This window comes from Pedobacter sp. Bi126, from assembly GCF_918698245.1.
In the GTDB taxonomy this organism is placed as follows: Bacteria; Bacteroidota; Bacteroidia; order Sphingobacteriales; family Sphingobacteriaceae; genus Pedobacter.
This window is the reverse complement of record NZ_CAKKMS010000006.1, coordinates 301653-317803: the sequence shown is the minus strand read 5'-3', so window position 1 is coordinate 317803 and position 16151 is coordinate 301653. Positions and strand designations below refer to the sequence as shown.

14 protein-coding genes are annotated in these 16151 nt (G+C 38.4%); 7 read left to right on the top strand and 7 right to left on the bottom strand.

Going from position 1 to position 16151, the window contains the following annotated elements; all coding sequences use genetic code 11:
* Positions 1-39 precede the first annotated feature (39 nt).
* The 4 genes from LQ201_RS21585 to LQ201_RS21570 all read right to left on the bottom strand — a co-directional run bounded on the left by LQ201_RS21585 (position 40) and on the right by LQ201_RS21570 (position 2814).
* Positions 40-645: a Uma2 family endonuclease gene (locus tag LQ201_RS21585; RefSeq protein ID WP_230145125.1), complete on the bottom strand. Its 606-nt coding sequence runs from the start codon at positions 643-645 to the stop codon at positions 40-42.
* 157 nt (positions 646-802) lie between these two features.
* On the bottom strand, positions 803-1519 hold the full coding sequence (locus LQ201_RS21580; RefSeq protein ID WP_215132493.1) for a ZIP family metal transporter: 717 nt from the start codon (positions 1517-1519) through the stop codon (positions 803-805).
* Positions 1520-1522: 3 nt separating this feature from the next.
* A complete protein-coding gene (locus tag LQ201_RS21575) occupies positions 1523-2086 on the bottom strand; it encodes a phosphatase PAP2 family protein (RefSeq protein ID WP_230145126.1) in 564 nt (187 codons plus the stop codon).
* A complete protein-coding gene (locus tag LQ201_RS21570; RefSeq protein ID WP_230145127.1) occupies positions 2083-2814 on the bottom strand; it encodes a bifunctional 2-polyprenyl-6-hydroxyphenol methylase/3-demethylubiquinol 3-O-methyltransferase UbiG in 732 nt (243 codons plus the stop codon). The genes LQ201_RS21575 and LQ201_RS21570 overlap by 4 nt, the downstream gene beginning before the upstream one ends.
* Positions 2815-3086: 272 nt before the next feature.
* Here LQ201_RS21570 and glmM point away from each other — a divergent pair, with 272 nt between their 5' ends.
* The 6 genes from glmM (at position 3087) to LQ201_RS21540 (ending at position 11215) form a co-directional block, all read left to right on the top strand.
* Positions 3087-4472, top strand: coding sequence for a phosphoglucosamine mutase (glmM, locus tag LQ201_RS21565; RefSeq protein ID WP_230145128.1), 1386 nt, complete (start codon positions 3087-3089; stop codon positions 4470-4472).
* Positions 4473-4604: 132 nt separating this feature from the next.
* On the top strand, positions 4605-5753 hold the full coding sequence (locus tag LQ201_RS21560; protein ID WP_230145129.1) for a cysteine desulfurase family protein: 1149 nt from the start codon (positions 4605-4607) through the stop codon (positions 5751-5753).
* A gap of 1225 nt (positions 5754-6978) precedes the next feature.
* A complete protein-coding gene (locus LQ201_RS21555) occupies positions 6979-7182 on the top strand; it encodes a hypothetical protein (protein ID WP_230145130.1) in 204 nt (67 codons plus the stop codon).
* Between the two features lie 80 nt (positions 7183-7262).
* Complete coding sequence (locus tag LQ201_RS21550; protein WP_230145131.1) at positions 7263-8162, top strand: MBL fold metallo-hydrolase; 900 nt, start codon at positions 7263-7265, stop codon at positions 8160-8162.
* Positions 8163-8781: 619 nt separating this feature from the next.
* Positions 8782-10101 (top strand): cytochrome ubiquinol oxidase subunit I, encoded by a 1320-nt coding sequence (locus LQ201_RS21545; RefSeq protein ID WP_230145132.1) that lies wholly within the window; start codon positions 8782-8784, stop codon positions 10099-10101.
* 109 nt (positions 10102-10210) lie between these two features.
* Positions 10211-11215, top strand: a complete 1005-nt coding sequence (locus LQ201_RS21540; RefSeq protein WP_230145133.1) for a cytochrome d ubiquinol oxidase subunit II — start codon at positions 10211-10213, stop codon at positions 11213-11215.
* Between the two features lie 141 nt (positions 11216-11356).
* Here the strand turns inward: LQ201_RS21540 and LQ201_RS21535 are convergent, their stop codons facing one another.
* From LQ201_RS21535 to accD, 3 genes are all read right to left on the bottom strand, one after another.
* The gene (locus tag LQ201_RS21535) at positions 11357-12904 is read right to left on the bottom strand and encodes a M20/M25/M40 family metallo-hydrolase (RefSeq protein WP_230145134.1); all 1548 of its coding nucleotides are present in this window, start codon (positions 12902-12904) and stop codon (positions 11357-11359) included.
* A 236-nt stretch (positions 12905-13140) separates the two neighbouring features.
* On the bottom strand, positions 13141-13605 hold the full coding sequence (locus tag LQ201_RS21530) for a YciI family protein (protein ID WP_230145135.1): 465 nt from the start codon (positions 13603-13605) through the stop codon (positions 13141-13143).
* A gap of 298 nt (positions 13606-13903) precedes the next feature.
* A complete protein-coding gene (accD, locus tag LQ201_RS21525; RefSeq protein WP_057933455.1) occupies positions 13904-14749 on the bottom strand; it encodes an acetyl-CoA carboxylase, carboxyltransferase subunit beta in 846 nt (281 codons plus the stop codon).
* 321 nt (positions 14750-15070) lie between these two features.
* On the opposite strand from accD, the gene fbaA reads away from it, so the two are divergent.
* On the top strand, positions 15071-16150 hold the full coding sequence (gene fbaA / locus LQ201_RS21520; protein ID WP_029276269.1) for a class II fructose-bisphosphate aldolase: 1080 nt from the start codon (positions 15071-15073) through the stop codon (positions 16148-16150).
* The last annotated feature ends 1 nt before the right edge of the window (position 16151 follow it).

Sequence of the window (16151 nt, the reverse complement as noted above, 5' to 3'; positions counted from 1 at the left end):
TTAATGGTTTAAATTGCCCAATTGAAGTTACAAACGAAATCACATTGCAGCGTTAAAGGAAACGTGGTTATAAATATCGGTTAAGGCTACGCCGAATCCCATCGAAATAAGATTTAGTGTATCAGAAATCTCTTCATGTTTGTTGAGTACCCAATTTTGTTCCTCATTAATATAATAGGCCTCTACCGACATTGATTCTGAATCAATCATAATGTATTCTTTTAATGAAGGAATATCTTTATACAAGTTAAATTTTTTTCCTTTGTCGTAATTTTTGGTTGATGGAGATAGGATTTCGATGATTACTGTTGGTTGCAGAATAGTGCTTTCATCCTCACTTAAATGTTTAATTTCGTTACAGTAAATAGAAATATCCGGATAAGTAAATAATGTATTTTCTGGGATATTCATTCGCATATCACTTCCAAAAGGAATGCATTTCGAACCTTTTAATTTAAAGAAAAGTGGACCGAAAACATTTGAGAATATAAGATTATGATTAAAGGTCGCACCAGACATTGCAAATACCTCCCCTTGGAAATACTCGTGCTTTACTGTTGATGCTTTTTCCATCTCCAGGTATTCTTCAATGGTATAACGCCGTTTTTGATAGGCTACAGCAGGTTCGTTTACAATCTCATCCATATACTAATTTACAGATGTTTTGTCGTAAAGGTCAAAACTATAAACGATTAAACGTTTAAAACGGATACAGAGCTATTAGCCTGAATGGTAATTGGTTAACCTTTTAAATTGGTTAATCGACTGCCGACTAAGGACTCTAGACTAAGGACTACTAACCCTAATGTCCTGCAAAGAAACCAATTAATGCTACACCAATCCCCAATAAAACGGCAATCATTTTGCGGGTATTGATTTTATGATCGGCACTCGATTCGAATAAGATGGTGGTAGAAATATGTAAGAAAATACCGATCACAATACCCATAATTTTATTGAAATAAGCATCAATGCCTCCAATAGTGCCATTGCTTAAGCCAACACTTACATAAAAGCCCAAAGGTGCCATGATAGCAAATACAATCAGATAAAATATAATACTGCTTTTCTTATAATGGTTTTGCATTAATATGCTGGCCAGCGCAAAAGCAGCTGGGATGTGGTGTAGCGAAATTCCGAAAATCAGCTCATTGTGCTGTTCTTTGGCTAAAGGCATTCCCTCTAAAAAAGCATGCAAACACAAGCTGATCATAATCCCAAAGGGAAAAACATGCCCGTCGTGATGTTTATGGATATGGCCATGCTCCACACCTTCTGAAAATTGCTCCAGGAAAATCTGTAATAAAAAACCAATCAGGATGAAAACACCAATCTGCCATTTGTCGGGTCCGCTGTAAGCGTCAGGAATTAAATGTAAAACTGTAATGGCAAATAAATAGGCGCCACTGAAAGACAAAATCAGTTTCAGTAGTTTAGATTTATCGCTCTTTACTAAAAATATAGCTGTCCCACCTAAAAAGGCACAGAAAAAGAGTACGCAGAGTTTCCAGATTTCCATAAGTTAAAAATCAGGTTGTAATTTTTTAAATATTCTAGAACAGATAATCCCTATGGTAATGCCTAGTAAAGCACCGGTAGTTACATCAACAGGATAGTGAACACCAACATATACCTGCGCAAAACTGATGATAAGCGCCCAGAAAATGCCGATAGGCAAAATAGGTTTCCATCGGCTATAAAAAATGCAGATTAAAAAAACGGCTATAGCAAAATGATTGGTGGCATGTGCAGACGGAAAGCTCAGGCCACTCCCGCAGGGAACACGGTGGATAATATCGTTCGCCAAACTTAAATCATTACAGGGCCTAACCCGGGCTACCCAAGGCTTTACTACTCTCGACGCAATTAAATCGCCCATGGCGAAGGTGAAAAGAACCATGCCTATAATGTAATAACCCTGTTTCTTATATTGTTTAATACAAAAAACAACAATAAAAAGGTAAAGGGGCGACCAAAAGAAACGGTTACGCATTAAAGGCATCAACCAATCAAAAAAGCTGTTTGAAAGCCCACGATGGATTTTCAAGAACAATTCTACATCAAATTGCTGTATGCTTTCTATCATGCTTTTTTACAGATTAAAATTAACCGGTCTGAACTGTTTTCGTCAAAATCGTCTAAACCATAACTGCCAAAAGTTTTTTCGATAACCATCCCTGCCTTGGTAAGCATGCGCTGGAAATCCTCAAAACTAAATGCCTGCACCCGTTCTTCGAAATTGTATACCTTTTGTTTGTCTTCGAAATTTATCTTTTTGATAATTTTTCCGTCGATCACATTTTTGGTGATATTAAAAGTTATGCCATCAAGCGATTTTGTTTCGCAATGATTTAAGTTGCGGATAATTTTTTCGGTATTAAAATAATCGAGCACCAAAATCCCCTCAGCTGTTAAGCATTTTCGAAAGGTTTTAAGTGCATTTACATGGTCTTTTTCGGTATCGAAATAACCAAAACTGGTAAACAGATTTAAGGCCACATCAAAGTAATTGATGTAAAATAACCTTCGCATATCGTGTACAAGAAAATGTAATTTATTGTTTTCGAATTGCTTGGCGTATTTTATACTTTGTTCCGAAAGGTCTATTCCGGTAACATCAAAGCCTTTTTTGTTTAAATAGATTGAATGCCGGCCTTTGCCACAGGCAATATCCAACATTTTAGCATCGGCCCTCGGGTGTAAAAACTCCGTAAGTTTATCGATGAAAAATTCGGCTTCAGCATCATTTCGTTGTTGATAAAGAATATGATAATATGGCGAATTAAACCAATATTGAAACCACTTGCGTTGCATATAAAAGCCGTTTGTATCTTAAAAAGATGCAAATATAAGGTTTTACAGTCGCTAGTAAAGTTAGAATATGCTTTTATGCAATAAAGTTGCAAGAATATTATGAATACGATATCAAATTAAACACACGTTTGTTTTTGACCATAGTCTCAATTCTGGAAAACTGATCGTGCAAATAGATATAAAAGCAATGTAAATTAAAGTGCACAAACACTCCTAAATAGCTGCTATCTTGTTTTTTTTCTTATTTTTGAGCCTCAATTAAATTATATACAGTGACTTTAATAAAATCAATTTCAGGAATACGAGGAACCATTGGCGGAAGGGCTGGAGACGGCTTAACCCCATTTGATATTGTGAAATTTACAGCTGCTTTTGGTAGCTGGGTGGTACAGAAAACAGGCAATAAAAGAATAGTTTTAGGTCGTGATGCCCGTATTTCGGGTGAGATGGTGAATAACCTGGTTATTGGAACTTTACAAGGCTTGGGTATTGAGGTAATCGATTTAGGTTTGTCAACCACGCCAACTGTAGAAGTAGCTGTACCCGATGAAAAAGCAGGTGGCGGTATCATTTTAACCGCAAGCCATAACCCAAAACAATGGAATGCCTTAAAATTATTAAATGCCAGTGGTGAATTTATTAGCGATGCTGACGGAAAAGAAGTTTTAGATTTGGCAGAAAGCGCTGATTTTGATTTTGCTGATGTAGATAAATTGGGTAAAGTAATTAAAAACGATACTTACCTTCAAAAACACATCGATAAAGTTTTAGCATTACCATTGGTTGATGTTGAGGCAATTAAAAAGGCCGATTTTAAAGTCGTAATCGACTGTGTAAATTCAACCGGCGGCATTTTTATCCCTGCTTTGTTAAAAGCTTTAGGTGTGAGCAAGGTGGTAGAATTATATTGTACACCAGACGGGCATTTTCCGCATAACCCTGAACCACTGCCAGAAAATTTAACCGAAATATCGAAAGAAGTTCAGAAACAAAATGCCGATTTAGGGATTGTTGTTGATCCGGATGTTGACCGTTTATGTTTTGTGAACGAAGATGGCAGCATGTTCGGCGAAGAATATACTTTGGTTGCTGTTGCCGATTATGTATTGAAAAATACACCAGGAAATACGGTTTCAAACCTTTCATCAACACGTGCATTACGCGATGTTACCGAAAAAGCAGGAGCAGAATACAATGCATCAGCAGTAGGAGAGGTGAATGTAGTGAACAAAATGAAGGCAACAAATGCCATTATTGGTGGCGAAGGAAACGGTGGGATCATTTATCCCGAATCGCACTACGGAAGAGACGCCTTGGTTGGCATTGCCTTATTCTTAACACATTTAGCTAAATTTGGCAAATCGATCTCCGTATTACGAGCCAGTTATCCACAATACCACATCTCTAAAAACAAGATTACCCTTACGCCAGAGATGGATATCGATAATCTATTGAAACAGGTAGAAGAGAAGTATAAAAATCAACCATACAGCACAATTGATGGATTAAAGATAGAATTTGATAAAACTTGGGTACATTTGCGCCGTTCTAATACTGAGCCGATCATCAGGATTTACAGTGAAGCAGAAAATGAAACCATTGCCGAGAATTTGGCTAACAAAATTATTTCTGACATTAAAGAAATATTACACCTTTAATCTCTAAAGGATTTCAGGATTAAGCATACCTGTTCAGGGTTTAATAAAACGATTAAACCCTGAACATTTAAGACAGAGACTGCCACTAGCAAGGTATCTTTGCAACATACTAACTTTTAAATATTCGTAGAAATGAAAAGGGTCTATTTAGATAATGCGGCCACAACGCCTTTAGATGCAGCAGTAATTGCAGAAATGACAAACGTGATGGAAAACTATTTTGGTAATCCATCTGCCATTCATGCGCTTGGCCGCGAGGTAAGAACCCTTGTAGAAAAAGCCCGTAAAACCGTTTCTGGTCTGTTAAATGCCTCTCCATCCGAAGTGTTTTTTACTTCGGGAGGTACTGAAGCCGATAATACGGCCATCCGTTGTGGAATTTCAGCTTATGGAATTAAACATGCCATTACTTCGAAAATAGAACACCATGCCGTTGAGCATACTTTAAATACGATGCTTAAAAATGGTGAAATCGATAAATTAAGTTTCGTTAATATTGACGAAAAAGGGAATGTCGATTACAATCATTTAGAAGAACTGCTTCAAAATAACGAACGTACTTTTGTTTCGCTAATGCATGCCAATAACGAGTTGGGTACACTGACCGATATGGTTAAAGTTGGCGATATCTGCGAGAAATACAATGCCATTTACCATGCCGATACCGTTCAAACCATGGGGCATTACCCACATAACGTACGTGAGCTTAAAGCACATTTTATAGTTTGCGCAGCACACAAGCTCCACGGACCTAAAGGTGTTGGCTTTTTATATGTAAACAGTAATATTAAAATTCCACCGATGATTTATGGTGGGGCACAAGAGCGCAACATGCGTGGTGGTACCGAAAATGTATATGGTATTGTGGGCTTAGCTAAGGCCTTAGAAATTGCTTATGCCGAAATGGATCAGCATCAGGCCTATATTCAGGGTTTAAAAGATTACCTGAAAACACAGTTAATCGCCGAAATTCCGGGCATTGCTTTTAATGGCGAAACAGATGCCGATAAAAGTTTGTACACAGTACTGAATGTATCGTTTCCAGAGATGGATATGGCTGATATGTTGTTGTTTAATTTAGACATCAATGGTATCTGTGCTTCTGGTGGCAGTGCCTGCTCTTCGGGTTCGAATATTGGTTCGCATGTATTAAATGGTATTAATGCCGATCCAAACCGTCCTTCAGTGCGCTTTTCATTTAGCAAATACACTACAAAGGAAGAGTTAGATTATGTAATCGAAAAAGTTAAAATGGTAGTAAAGCAAAATGCTTTAGCTTAAAATATCATTAGCCAAATAGGAGCGTCCCGGTGAGAATCGGGACTTTTTTTTGTGATAAAACATAGTTTGAAGTTCATTTTTTTGGAAAGCAAAGACAGCATTTCATTTTTAAGTTTTTGTCCTGCTTTACACTTATACGCCTGCAGGCCTTAGCCACTTGGCCGGTATCCGCTTCAATCAGGTTTATGTACAGAAGTCGGTGCTGCTGTTTACGGTTATAGCATAATGCAAAAGAAGAATTAACTTTGTAAATAAATTCTCTGCGCCCTGCAGCCCTAAATAGTACGGCCAGCTGTGCCACCTAAACCTGATCGGAGCGAACATCCCGTTTTTATCGGGATAAAGTGCAGCGCAGGACTGTACTTGCCTAATACCACTGTACCTGATTTCCGAAATAAAAATCGCGTTTGAAATAGTTACCGCTTATATCGAAGCAAAAAAAACTCTTGCAAAACTCAAAAATAAAACTTATATTTAATTAAGATAAAGGCAATCCACGCCATTTTAATGTTGTTCCAGAACGAAACCTTATCAAATTCCCCGTGGTATAAGGTTAAGCAAATTTTAAATAGCTTTTTTATTCGCGCATTGTGCAGTTAAAAGGCATTCTGATTAAAATTGTTAACCCTGAAAACTAACCATGTTTTCAACAATCTATATCGTCATGGAAAAGAGCCAAAACAATCAAAATCTAGAGAACGCGAAGCAGGAAGAAAAATTAAATGAAGAAAGGAAACACATTTACAAGTTTATCCTTAATCCATTTTCGTTTGAATCTTCAAACCATTTCAACAAAATCCATAAAAGAAGATTTCATTCTTTCGGCTGCATTCACGAATTGGGAAAACTTCCGGGGGCAATGTTTTAATTGTGAAGATAAACCTGTTTAATTAATGCTAATGGCCTTTCTAAGGAGAGGCTATTTACTTCTTTGTGTTATGAGATAATGCTTTGGTTGAAGTGCAACAACCAATAAGATTATGCTATGCTGTATTTGATGAGGTATTAAACCTGGACTTTTAACTTAAATGTTTTTGCCACGGAAACACGAAAGACACGGAATATATCTCTCGTTTTGTCATTCTGAGCGAAGTCGAAGAATCTTTTATCAATGACTATCATTAACGGGCTAATAAGTTACTCAGCAATAAACCCATTCCCAAAACAATTAAGAAAAACAATCTTATTTTTCACTTGTTTCTTTAATACATCAATTTACAATACTATGGAAACAAATAAGGAAAAAGGTAAAGTTGTTGAGAACGATTTGCTAGATAAAAAAGTAGAAGATGTGAGAGATCATGATTCTTTAGATGAAAATAAATCATCGAAAATAACCACCAATCTTTTTGATAAAGAGGATAAACGCAAGAATAATCCACTAGGGCCAGGACACGAACCCGGACCAACACCAGGTTCAGGAATATAACTGGTTGGAATATAATTTACGAACAAAATGACTAAATTTAAACCACAGCAATTGCTGTGGTTTTTTAGCTAAATCCCAAAATGGAAAGAAGAAATTTTATCAAAAATTCAGCATTGGCCATGGCCTTGCTTTCAATTTATAAAACAGATGTTTTTGCACAGCAAGCGCTAACGCGTGCTTACAACTTTAAACCATTGCGCAATAATGTAGGGATATTTACCGAACAGGGCGGTACAATAGGCTGGTTAAATTCGAGCAATGGTTTTGTGGTGGTAGATGCCCAGTTCCCAACTTCGGCGCCGCATGTAATCGAAGAATTAAAAAAATTAGGCGAAAAACCTTTCAAATACCTGATTAATACCCATCATCATGGCGATCATACCGCTGGCAATATCTCCTTTAAAGGATTGGCCGAAAAGGTTGTGGCGCATCAAAACTCCTTGGTTAACCAGAAAAGAGGTGCCGAGAAAGCAAATAATTTAGACAAACAGTTGTTGCCTGACACTACTTTTGGAACAAAATGGGCAGCAAAAGTAGGGGATGAGAACATAAAAGCTTCTTATTATGGCTCTGGTCATACCAATGGTGATGCCGTTTATCATTTTGAGCATGCAAATATTGTGCATGTAGGCGATTTGGTGTTCAACCGTAAGTTTCCTTACATTGATCGGGAAAATGGTGCACACATCGGTAATTGGATCACTGCATTGGATAAAATTTTGGCCCAGTTTGATAACGATACCCTGTTTATCTGGGGGCACAGCTTAGATCCTGAGAAAGTAACAGGAAACAAAGCAGATGTTAAAGCTTTTCAAAATTACCTGCAGAACCTTTTAACTTTTGTGGGCGGAGAAATCAAAGCAGGAAAAAGCAAAGAAGACATCCTAAAAGCAAGCTCAATTCCAAATTCAACAGAATGGAAGGGAGAGGGTATTCAAAGGAGTTTAGGTGCTGCTTATGACGAGCTGAAAGGGGTTTAGAAGATTTTCGTCATTGCGAGAAGGCTTTTTCAGCCGACGAAGCAATCTCATAAGCGGTGATTATTATCTTATCCTAATTTAGGAAAGGACTTTTTTGCTGTTAATTTTTGAACGCGTTAATCCATGGCTAATCCTTCGACTACGCTACCATTGACGTTATTTTGCAAATAATTATTAATCAACATTTTAACAAATTTCGCATTTCCATCCAGCTAGGCCATAGTACGGTATCCCCGTTCTACTTAAATCCGGCCTAACAAATTTTTCGGGCTGCACTGCCCAAGCCTACCTGCTGGCTTCGAAAGAAAAATTTTCAGCCGGCAGTTTTTGTTTCTTTTTGATGCCAAAAAGAAAGAGCCCTTAGGCGGCGGCGAGCCGAGGCAAGGTTGAGCCAAGGGCAATAACCAAATATATACGTCATTCATATTGATTTTTATACAATAAATTACCCCTCAGGATGACAAATAGCGATATTTAGTATTTATGTGTTAAAGAACATCCAAATCTATTTCCAATTTATAAACGTTCTATATTTAAAATAATCCTTTCAACATCATTGAATTACCGTAGGCTTTAGTGTTTAACAACTATATTTGTTACAATTCAAAATCTACAGCTCATGGATGATTTTATCGCAGCCCGTTCCCAAATGGCCTTATCGTTAGGCTTCCACATCATTTTTTCCTGCATAGGCATGGTTATGCCTTTCTTTATGGCCGTATCGCATTATAAATGGCTTAAAACAAACGATGAGGTATATAAAAATCTCACCAAGGCCTGGAGTAAAGGTGTAGCGATATTTTTTGCTACCGGCGCGGTATCAGGTACCATGTTATCTTTCGAATTAGGCCTGCTCTGGCCAAAGTTTATGGATCATGCAGGACCAATATTCGGGATGCCTTTTTCGCTGGAGGGAACAGCCTTTTTTATCGAAGCAATAGCCCTTGGCTTTTTCTTGTATGGCTGGAATAAGTTAAATAAATGGTTCCATTGGTTTACCGGGATGGTTGTAGGGGTAAGTGGTTTAGCCTCCGGAATATTGGTTGTGGCTGCAAATGCCTGGATGAACAGTCCGGCGGGTTTTGATTTTGTAAACGGACAATACCTGAATATCGATCCCATACAGGCCATGTTCAATAAAGCATGGTTTAGTCAGGCGCTACACATGTGTTTGGCCGCATTTACCGCTACAGGCTTTGCTGTGGCAGGTGTACATGCTTTAATGATCCTGAGAGACCGTAATAAAGAATTTCATCTGAAAGCTTTTAAAATAGCGGCCATATTTGCTTGCATTGGCGCGTTATTGCAGCCGTTAAGTGGCGATATTTCGGCAAAAGATGTAGCCAAAAGGCAACCTGCTAAACTTGCAGCTATGGAGGCATTATACAAAACCGAAAAACCTGCCCCGCTGTTGATTGGTGGAATTGTGAACGAGAAAGATAAAACCGTGAAAGGTGCAATCGAAATTCCAGGTGCTTTAAGTTTCCTGGCGCATGGCGATTTCAGCGCTGAGGTAAAGGGTTTAGATCAGATTCCAGAAAACGAGCATCCTCCGGTAGCCATCACACATTATGCTTTCCAGATTATGGTTGGAATTGGCACGTTACTACTTTTAGTATCCTTAACTTATTTCTTCACTTTATTTAAAAAGAAACCTTTAACCGAGAAACGCTGGCTGTTGAAATTGTTTGTTGTGGCCATTCCGCTTGGCTACATCGCTTTAGAGGCCGGGTGGGTAGTTACAGAGGTTGGTAGACAGCCGTGGATTATTTACGGCATTATGCGCACTAAGGATGCCGTTACACCGATGCCGGGCATTGCTTACTCATTTTATATCTTCTCGGCCATTTACGTTTCTTTAAGCCTAATTGTAACGTTTTTGCTTTACCGCCAGATTAAAATGGTGCCAGTGCTCTATAACAAACCTGAAACAAAATAATTAATTAACCACAGATAAAAAGGATGAACACGAATGAAGGCTTGAGACTTGCAGTCGAATTATCAAAATCTGTGTTTATCTGTGCAAATCTGTGGTAAAAAAATAAATAATGGAACAAGTTGTAATTACATTTTTATGCATGGCCATTCTGCTTTACTTTTTATTGGGTGGGGCCGATTTTGGTGCAGGGATTATAGAGCTATTCACTTCAACAAAAAATAGGAGTAAAACCCGTAAAACCATGTATCAGGCCATCGGTCCGGTTTGGGAGGCTAATCACATGTGGTTAATTATTGCCATTGTAATCCTTTTCGTAGGTTTCCCGCATATTTATACCACCATGTCGGTTTATCTGCATATTCCATTGGCGATTATGCTCATCGGAATTATTGCTCGGGGTACCGCCTTTGTATTCCGCCATTACGATGCTGTTAAAGATGATATGCAGTGGTTTTATAACCGCATATTCAGGTATTCGAGTTTTGTAACTGCGTTGTTTCTTGGCATTATTGCCGGAAGCTTAATTTCAGGGCATATCGATACGCAGGCGAACGATTTTTATACCGCGTATATTTCTGGCTGGTTGAATTGGTTTTCTGTTGCTGTGGGCTTATTTACGGTCGCGCTCTGCGGTTTTCTTGCCGCAATTTACCTTATAGGTGAAACAAAAGAAGCACATGATAAACGCCGTTTTATTAAAAAGGCGGAATTTATGAATGTGGCTGCAGTAGTTTTTGGTGCCATGGTGTTTATTGCCGCACAGCGGGATAAAATTCCGTTGATTGATTGGGTTTTTAAGAGCAATGTCGGGTTATCGGCCATTATTTTGGCCAGTTTATCTCTTGTGCTGTTATGGTACCTGCTAATTAAAGGTAAAACAAAAGTTTTACGCATTTTAGCTGGCTTTCAGGTAACGATGATCCTTTTAGCCATTAGTTATGCGCATTTCCCAAACTTTATCCGTTTAAAAAATGGTGATGCAATCTCACTTCTCGAAACTGCAGGGCCCGAAAAAACCATTTATAGTTTAGGTTTAGCACTTTTATTGGGGAGTGTATTGATTCTGCCTTTTTTGGGATATTTGTTTTATAAGTTTCAGAAGAAAGAGGAGTAATGCCGATTGTTGTCACGCTGAGGTACGAAGCATCTGCAATAAATGAAACAGATGCTTCGTGCCTCAGCATGACAGTATATTCAGGGTTGCTGCAAGAAAAAAGAGCATCTGTTTCCAAATGCTCTTTAAAATATTCTTTATCTACAACCCGCCTTTTCTATTCGATTTGGTTTGTACCGGCCAGGCTGCTGGTTTTCCGGTACGTTCGTTTACAGGTAAATCTGTTGCTTTTTCAGTTGAGGTTTTTTCAGGATCTTCTGATGCCATATAAACCATAATGGCTGCTAAAATTACATTGCTTTTAATCTCATCGAAAACCAGTTTATCGTAACTGTCGCGGTTAGTGTGCCAAGTATAAGTGCCATAATCCCAGCTGGTAGAACTTAACGAGTAACCCAAAGCTCCGGCAGCAACAAAAGAAGCAAAATCAGAACCTCCTGCACCAGGCGACCCAGGGAAACTGGTTTTGATCTGATTTTTAATGGTATCAGGAACTGCAGCCAACCAACGGGTAATGTAGTCTTTCGATTTAGCAAAGCCTTGCCCGCCAATATTCACCACTCGGCCTGTACCGTTATCCTGGTTAAATAAAGCCTGAAGATTGCTTACAATTTCCGGATGATCTTCTACAAAAGCCCTTGAGCCATTTAAGCCCTGCTCTTCACTTCCCCAATGCCCAACCAAAATGGTACGTTTAGGGTTAGGATAGATTTTTTTTAGAATGCGCATCGCTTCCATCATCAAGATGGTACCAGAACCATTATCGGTTGCGCCACTTGCGCCATCCCACGAATCGAAATGTGCCGAAAGCATTACGTATTCATTTGGTTTCTGTGTGCCTTTTATTTCGGCAAGGGTATTAAAAGTAGGTACAGTACCTAATTTTTTAGATTCTGCCTCAATTTTAAGCCTAGGTTTATCTCCATTGAGCGCCAAGCGGTAAACCAAGCCATAATCTTCAACAGATAAATCTAAAGTTGGGACCTTTTTCGTATTTGCACCAAAAATTTTATCTACACCAAAACCTTGCGACCAGTTATTGATCACTACTGCTACTGCACCTGCATTTTCTATCGCTACGGGAAGTGTTTTTGCTGTTAAACCCGTTTTGGCTATGCTGGCTATCCATGCTTTAGCGGCATCGGCTTTTTCTTTTTTAAATTTCTCGAACAGATCTTTGGTGGCAAATTCTTCCCAATTTTTTTCTGGTCGGCCAGATAGTTGATTCATCGAAATCAATACGATTTTACCTTTTACATTTGGCAACCATTTTTGAAAAGATACCGAGTCTGTAATTGCTGGAAGAATAATCGCTTCTGCATTAATGGTTTTACCGTTTGTGGATGGACTCCAGGCCAATTGTGTGCCTTCTAAGGTTCTAACCCGCGGACTTATTAAATCGATGTGCGTAATGCCTCTTTCCCAGCCGGCCCATTCGCCCCATTTTTCATTTTTTGCAGAGATGCCCCAATCGCTATATTTTTTTACGGCCCAATCATTGGCTTGTTTCATTTGTGGTGAACCAACTAAACGTGGTCCAACAACATCTAAAAGTTCGTGAGCGAGTTTCTCTAATTGAGTGTTTTCGTTCACTTCTTTAACAATATTGTCGATTATTTTTTTGTCTTGCGCAAATATGCAGGTTGAAGTGCATAGCAATAGCGCAGAAAAGAGTAGTTTTTTATTCATAATTAGTTAGGGTTGATTATTTGATAAGCTAATTTATGAAATAAGGAGTGGGGTTGAAGGATGTTAATGGAAATGTTGCAGTAAATAGGATCGTCATTGTGAGGTGATTTTTCATCACCGTGGCAATCTCACAAGTTGAATCCTTAATGATTCACTAAGCTGAAAAGGTCAGATGTAACATCTGACCTCACTATATTAACTTCTCCGTGCCTTCTGTGCTTCCGTGGCAGACAACCCTAAAAACTGCTCTTTTGGATCTTATCGTGAAACGGCAAATACTCAGCTAGTGCTGCAGAGCCATACCAATTGTACAATTCTGGTTCCAGTAATTTGGCTTTTATGGCCGGATCGCTTTCCAATAGTTGTTTTGCCTCTTCGATCGATTTTGTATTTAAAACGAAAATGCCACGGTAATTTTTATCATTTTTACCCATCGGGCCAGCAATTACGAGTTTTTGTGCTTCGACCATTTTGCCCATGTTTGCCATATGTCCGGCAAATAAACTATCTGTTTTGGCTTTGGTTTCTGTGGTATTCGTACCCGATTTCAGCATAACCAGAACATACATTTTCATGCCGTAGTTGTCGGCACCAAGCTTTTTGGCTAAGGCTTCATCATAAGGGGCTTTGGCTTTTTTCTCCTGCGCTTGTATAGCGAGCGTAACGGTGATTAGGGAGATTAATAGGAATAACTTTTTCATTTTAGTTTATGGTTTGGTTAGTTTAAAAATAAGAAAAATTGCGGTTATTTATTCCCCTCCTTTGGAGGGGTGCCCGCAGGGCGGAGTGGTTGTAGCATTCGCTGGAAAAACCCCTCAAAAGAACCACCGGCCCATATTAATTAAACCTGATTGCCGCGGAAAGCCCGGAGTGTAGCGAGGACTTAAAGCAAAAAGCAGGACTGAATTCACCGATTTATTCAAGCCCTGCTTTTCTAAATATTATGATTTTTTTAGTACGTAGACCAATGAACTAATGGCTAATGAACTATTGAACCAACTAGTTGTTCATCATTTTAATAAAAGCGCCCAATTTAGCTTTCATGGCTCTTCTATCTACAATGAAATCGAGGAAGCCGTGTTCAAGAACGAATTCTGAAGTTTGGAAACCTTTTGGTAAATCTTTTTTAATGGTTTCTTTAATTACCCGCGGACCAGCGAAGCCGATCAGTGCGCCTGGTTCTGCAATATTAATATCGCCTAACATGGCGTATGATGCAGTTACACCACCGGTAGTTGGATCGGTTAATAAAGAGATATATGGAACTTTAGCCTGACCTAATAAGGCGAGTTTGGCTGATGTTTTGGCCATTTGCATTAATGAAAATGCGGCTTCCATCATACGGGCACCACCTGATTTTGAAATCATCAGGAACGGAACTTTATGTTTAATGCTATAATCGATCGATCTTGCAATTTTTTCGCCCACAACTGAACCCATCGAACCGCCAATAAAAGCAAAATCCATACAGGCAATTACGAGGTCTTGCCCTTCGATTTTACCAACACCGGCACGGATAGCGTCTTTTAAGCCTGTTTTAGCCTGGCTTTCTTTAATTCTATCGGTGTAAGGTTTGTTATCGTTAAAATTTAAAGGGTCGCCTGATGTTAAGTTAGGGAACAGCTCTTTAAACTCGTTATTATCAAATAAAACCTCGAAATATTCTTTTGAGCCTACTCTCAAGTGGTAATCGCAGTAATGACAAACGTATTTGTTTTCCTGAAGTTCTGCCTGATGTAGCGGTTTTTTACAATTTGGACATTTATTCCACAAACCATCTGGTGCTTCTTTTTTCTCCTCTGTTGTGGTGATGATACCTTTTTTTTCTCTCTTAAACCAAGCCATATAATTTTTTGAAGAATTGGATTGCAAAGAAACGAAAAATATAATAAAGTCGACCCTTATTAGCTGTAAAAATAGTCAATGGTGAGTTGGTTGATAGTCGATTGGCAATAATGCAAGCGTTGGACAGGTAATTGAAAACTCGGCTCGGGCTACTGTTAACTGCTAATTGTAAAACTTAAGTGTGTCTTTTTTACACTAAGGATAATGTCTTTTTTACACTAAATAGGCCTTATTTTGCTGTTAGGCAAATAATTCTGTTGTTAGAAAAGCTTGGAATGTTATTTTTTTTTATAACTTCGGACTTAATAAAATTAACAAGAAATGAGTTTAAAAGGCTACAAAGGCGTAATTTACGGAGATGCCGTTCAAGAATTGTTTGAGCAGGCTAAAAAACATCAGTTTGCTTTACCAGCAGTTAACGTAACCGGTACAAATACGGTTAATGCGGTATTGGAAACTGCTAAGGCAGTAAATTCGCCTGTTATGATTCAACTATCTAATGGAGGTGCACAGTTTTATGCAGGCAAATCTTTAGATAATGAGAAATTGCAAGCATGTATTTTAGGTGCTGTATCGGCAGCTAAACATGTACATTTATTGGCAGAGCATTATGGTGTTGCCGTGGTTTTACATACCGACCACGCCGCTAAAAAATTATTGCCTTGGATTGATGGACTTTTAGACCACGGTGAAAAATTCTTCGCTGAAACTGGAAAACCTTTGTTTTCATCACACATGTTGGATTTATCGGAAGAGTCGATTGAAGAAAACATGGAAATTTCTGCTAAATACTTAGCACGCATGGCTAAAATGAACATGACTATCGAAATCGAACTTGGTGTTACAGGTGGTGAAGAAGATGGTGTTGATAATAGCGATGTAGATAGCTCTAAATTATATACTCAACCAAGCGAAGTGGCTTATGCTTACGAAGAATTAAGTAAAGTTTCTCCTCGTTTTACAGTTGCTGCTGCTTTTGGTAACGTACATGGTGTTTATAAACCAGGTAACGTAAAATTGCAACCGGTAATTTTGAAAAATTCTCAGGATTTTATCAAAGAAAAATTCAGCTTAACAGCAGAGAAACCGATCAACTTCGTATTCCACGGTGGTTCTGGTTCTACTCAGGAAGAAATCAGAGAAGCAATTTCTTATGGTGCAATTAAAATGAATATCGATACTGATATGCAATGGGCATTTTGGGAAGGTATTTTAGAATATTACAAAAAGAATGAAGCTTATCTTCAAGGTCAGATTGGTAATCCTGATGGCGATGATAAACCAAATAAAAAATATTACGATCCACGTGTTTGGTTACGTAAAGGTGAAGAAACTTTTGTGAAACGTTTAACAACTGCTTTCGAAGATCTGAACTGTATCAACGTTAACGATAAGCTATAAT